The sequence below is a fragment of the Mesorhizobium sp. M7A.F.Ca.CA.002.09.1.1 genome, from assembly GCF_003998555.1.
Classification (GTDB): domain Bacteria; phylum Pseudomonadota; class Alphaproteobacteria; order Rhizobiales; family Rhizobiaceae; genus Mesorhizobium; species Mesorhizobium ciceri.
Window position 1 is genome coordinate 1 of record NZ_RZRR01000421.1, and the last position, 4,684, is coordinate 4,684.

General features: G+C 63.6%; 4 protein-coding genes. 2 read left to right on the top strand and 2 right to left on the bottom strand.

Going from position 1 to position 4,684, the window contains the following annotated elements:
- Positions 1-7: 7 nt before the first annotated feature.
- Positions 8-1,195 (top strand): Gfo/Idh/MocA family oxidoreductase, encoded by a 1,188-nt coding sequence (locus EN994_RS18530; RefSeq protein WP_013529510.1) that lies wholly within the window; start codon positions 8-10, stop codon positions 1,193-1,195.
- 180 nt (positions 1,196-1,375) lie between these two features.
- Entirely contained in the window at positions 1,376-2,227 is an 852-nt protein-coding gene (locus EN994_RS18535; RefSeq protein WP_063169044.1) for a sugar phosphate isomerase/epimerase, read from the top strand.
- A gap of 216 nt (positions 2,228-2,443) precedes the next feature.
- Here EN994_RS18535 and EN994_RS18540 read toward each other — a convergent pair whose 3' ends face one another.
- Positions 2,444-3,382 (bottom strand): IS110 family transposase, encoded by a 939-nt coding sequence (locus EN994_RS18540; protein WP_063169043.1) that lies wholly within the window; start codon positions 3,380-3,382, stop codon positions 2,444-2,446.
- A 273-nt stretch (positions 3,383-3,655) separates the two neighbouring features.
- The coding region (phnE, locus tag EN994_RS18545; RefSeq protein WP_127307711.1) for a phosphonate ABC transporter, permease protein PhnE at positions 3,656-4,684 on the bottom strand (1,029 nt) is incomplete at its 5' end.

Sequence of the window (4,684 nt, forward strand, 5' to 3'; positions counted from 1 at the left end):
GCAAGATATGGTCGGCGCATCGAAGTCGGAAACGGGAGGCGGCCCGATCCGCTACGGCATGGTCGGCGGCGGGCAAGGCGCCTTCATCGGCGCGGTGCATCGGATCGCGGCGCGGCTGGACAACGAGTTCGTGCTGGTTGCCGGCGCTTTGTCAGCCGACCCGGCCCGTGCCAAGGCCTCGGCGGCCGAACTGGGGCTCGACCCCTCACGCAGCTACGCATCCTATGCCGAGATGGCCAAGGCCGAGGCGAAGCGCCCCGACGGCATCGAAGCGGTGGCCATCGTCACGCCCAACAATGTGCATGTGCCAGCGGCAAAAGCTTTCCTCGAGGCCGGCATCCACGTCATCTGCGACAAGCCGCTGGCGACGACGCTGGCCGAAGCGAAAAAGCTCGCGGCGATAGTCGAGAAGACCGGCAAGGTGTTCGTGCTGACGCACAACTACACCGCCTATCCGATGGTGCGGCAAGCACGCGAAATGGTCGCCAAGGGCGTGCTCGGCGACATCCGCATCGTGCAGTCCGAATATCCGCAGGACTGGCTGACCGAGGATTTGGCGGCGACAGGCCAGAAGCAGGCGGCGTGGCGCTCCGACCCCAAGCAGGCAGGTGCCGGCGGTGCGCTGGGCGATATCGGCACGCATGCCTACAACCTCGCCCGCTTCGTCTCGGGGCTGGAACTGGACTCCCTGTCGGCCGATCTCGACGCCTTCGTGCCGGGACGGCTACTGGATGACAACGTCAACGTCATGCTGCGCTTCAAGCCTACCGGCAAGACGCACCCGGCCAAGGGCATGATCTGGGCAAGCCAGGTGGCGCCCGGCCATGAGAACGGGCTGAAGCTGCGCATCTATGGCTCGAAGGGTGGGCTGGAATGGGTGCAGGCCGACCCGAACTATCTCTGGTACACCCCATTCGGCCAGCCAAAGCAATTGATTACCCGCAATGGCGCCGGCGCGCTGCCGGTGGCGGGCCGTGTCAGCCGCGTGCCGTCAGGCCATCCGGAAGGCTACCTCGAAGGCTTCGCCAACATCTACCAGGAGGCCGCACGCGCCATCCGGGCGGCACGCCGCAAGGGCGGCAAGCCGGCAAAGGATGTCGTCTTCCCGACCATACAGGACGGCGTCGAGGGCATGGCCTTCATCGAGGCTTGCGTGAAGTCGTCGAAGAAGAACGGGGCGTGGACGAAGCTCTAGTCCAAGGGGCGCTGAGATTCAGGTGAGGCCGGCCTGCAAACGGCCGTTTCCTGCGCTTCCGGTGCTCACGTACCCAAAAGTACGCTCCGCTCCGGTTCTCGGAACCAGCCGTTTTCGGCTTGGCCTGACCTGAATCTCAACACCCCGGCGATCCGAGGAATCTAAGGGGAGGGGGCGTCGATGAAAATCGGCATGTGCATGTTCTTGTGGACGACGGCGGTGTCGAAGAAACACGAGCCGCTGCTGCGCGACATCAAGGCGACCGGTTTCGATGGCGTCGAGATACCGATCTTCGCCGGCACGCCGGACGATTATAGAAAGCTCGGCGATCTGCTCGACCGCATCGGGCTGGAGCGGACTGCGGTTTCGGCCATGGGCGATCCGGCGATGAATTTGATCGCGGCCGACGCGGCAACCCGCAAGGCCGGTGTCGACTACATGAAATGGGCGATCGACTGCGCGCAGGCGCTTGGCGCCAGCACGCTGAGCGGCCCTCTGCATTCGACGCTCGGGTCCTTTTCCGGCTCTGGGCCGACGGCCGCGGAGAAGAAGCGCTCCGTCGGCTCGCAGCGCGCCATCGGCGACCATGCCGGCAACAAGGGCGTCACCATCGGGCTCGAGGCGCTGAACCGCTTCGAATGCTACCTGCTCAACACGATGGCGGACCTGTCGGAGCATATCGACGCCATCGACCGGCCGCACATCAAGGCGATGTACGACACCTTCCACGCCAATATCGAGGAGGCCGACCCGATCGGCGCCTACACGAAACACCGCAGGAATGTCGTGCATATCCATATCTCGGAGAATGATCGCGGCGTGCCGGGGCGCGGCAACATTCCGTGGACCGAAACGTTTTCCGCCATCCGCAAGAGCGGCTATGACGATTGGCTGACGATCGAGGCGTTCGGCCGCTCACTCAAGGATTTGGCGGCGGCGACCAAGGTGTGGCGGGATTTTTCAGAGACCCCGGAAGCGGTTTATCGGGAGGGGTATAGGCATATCAAGAGCGGGTGGAAGAAGGCGGCTTAGGCGCCCTGGCCCATTTTCTATTTGCGTTCGCGGCGGTTGCCAGGTGGTTCCCCCACTCCGTCTCGGCTTCGCCGAGCCACCTCTCTCCCCCCTCCGGAGGGAGAGGAAGGAAGCCTCGGCCTGGGGGACACTCGGCCTAAGAGGACAGGCGTCGGCTCGGACAGCCTGGCGCTTTCCTCTACCCCGTCGATCGGGGGAGAGCGACTATCTGGGGTGTCAAGTTGCACTCGCGAACTCGTTGCGCGCATCGCGTGCTTTTGCATTGAGGATGACGAGGAGTTTTCTGGCGAGTGCGATGCGGATGAGCATTTTTGGCTTTCCCGCCTGTTGCAACCGTTGAGCGAAAGCTTTGAGATTGGGATCGAATTTGGCCACGATGGCTGCGACGATGAAGAGGATGCCACGCGGCCCGGCGCGTCCGCCGCGCACATGCCTGTTGCCGGTGCGCTTGCCGCTATCGTTGGCGAAGGGAGCGAGGCCTGCCAGCTTGGCGATGGCCTTGTTGGAGATGAGGCCGATCTCGGGCAGTTCGGCCATCAGGCGGGCGACGGTGCGTCCGGCCACGCCCTTCAGCGAACGAAAGGCCTGCTCCAGCCTGGCCCACAGCGGATCGTCATCGATCATCGAGGCAATCTCGCCTTCCAGGCGCCGTTGCTCGCGCTTGAGGAAGGCCAGCATCGCCTCGATGCTGGCGCATACCTCGGCGTCGCGTGCGGCACTTCTACGCTGCTTGTTGATGGTCGCATCGCCGACAATCTGGCAAAGCCGGCCAACCAACGCGGCAAGCCGCTGCTGGGCGGCGCTTGGCGGTGGCGTCGGCACAGTGTTCTTGACTGCGCCGTAGTGGGCGATGACAGCGGCGTCGATCCTGTCGGTCTTCTCAAGATAGCCCATCGCCTCGGCGAAACGGCGCACGCTCTTGGCATTGACCACGCCGCACGGCATGCCGTGCGCCCACAAGAGCATGAATCCCAGCCGTTCATAGCCGCCCGATGCCTCCATCACCGCAAGGACTGCGTCATGGCTGCGGCAGAACAGCCAAAGAGCTGCGATCCCCGCCGCGTCGTTGGCGAAGCGCGCTGCCGCTCCGCCAGGCCAGACATGCGCGTCCAGCCAATCTTTCGAAACATCAACTCCACAAATAATCCTGTTCACGGTAACCTGCCTTGTGCGTACGGTTGGAACCAAGCGACTGTTCGGTCGTGCGTGATGAAGGCGAAGATCCCAAGCTCTCCCGCGGCTGTAACCTCAGGTGGTACGGGCGACTTCGCCAAGCCAAGGTCCGGGCGGCCACCCGGACCTTGGCTCAATCGCTCTAATCCCACGAAATCTCTCTCGTGTAGATACAAGGTGTCGAGCGAAGCTCGACGGAGTGGGGGTCGATCCTTTGGCGCCGGTCGAGACGACTTGCGCGTCTGCATCACAAGCCTACCCCTGCTCAGCCTGGATCCTGTTGTAGTCGTGGATCGTCTGGCTCAGCCGGCGGCGCAGGAAGTTGGAGATGTTGTCGAAGATGAAGACGACGGCCAAGATCAGCAGCACCATGTAGAAGACGTTGGCCCAGTTTGAGTTGGTGCGCATCGCTTCCCACAGTTTCAGGCCGATGCCGCCGGCGCCGACAGCGCCGATGATGGTGGCGCCGCGGGTGTTGGATTCCCACTGATAGAGCGTCTGGCTGATGAACACCGGCACCACTTCCGGCAGCACGCCGTAGCGCTGCACCAGGAGGCCGTTGGCTCCGGTCGAGGTAATCCCCTCGCGCGGCCTGTCGTCGATGTTCTCCAGCGCCTCGGAATAGGTTTTGCCGAGCGTGCCGACCTCTGTGAAGAAGATCGCCGCACTGCCAGCCAGCGGTCCCGGCCCGAAGGCGCGGGTGAAGAACAGCGCCCAGATCAGCATGTCGATGGAGCGCATGAAATCGAAGAAGCGCTTGAGCACCTGGTTGACCAGCCGGCTGGGCGTGATGTTGCGGGCGGCGAAGAAGGCCAGCGGGAAGGCGACGATGCCGCCCAGCATGGTGCCGAGAAAGGCCATGACGATGGTCTGCAGGAGCTTCGTCCAGACATCGCCATGCTGCCACTGGGCGTTGTTCCAGATGTTGTCGCCGGCCAGCGCCAGATTTGACGTGCCCGGTTTCAGTTCCGGCCCGGAGACGATCAGCGAAGCGACTTCGCTTGCCGACTTGCCGAAGAAAGGCGAACGCGTGTCGAAGACGAAATTTGCCCAGCCTAGAAACCGCTTGCGTATCCTGACGCGGTCAACGGCGACGCGGGACTCGCCGGCAAAGCCCATGTCGGCGACCACCTCATCCTCATGCGCGGTGATCCAGCCGGGAACCGGTCCCGAGATCAGCGGCTTGCCGGTGCCGAGCGCGACCGCGACAGTCTCACCGTTGGCAGTTATCGTCGCTTGCGTCTTGGTGAAGGTGATCGACTTGGCGGTGCCGTCGATCAGGAT

What these genes read in the sequence shown, in the direction of transcription:
- EN994_RS18535 (WP_063169044.1), top strand. Translation starts at nt 1,376, where the DNA reads ATGAAAATCGGCATGTGCATGTTCTTGTGGACGACGGCGGTGTCGAAG.
- EN994_RS18530 (WP_013529510.1), top strand. Translation starts at nt 8, where the DNA reads ATGGTCGGCGCATCGAAGTCGGAAACGGGAGGCGGCCCGATCCGCTAC.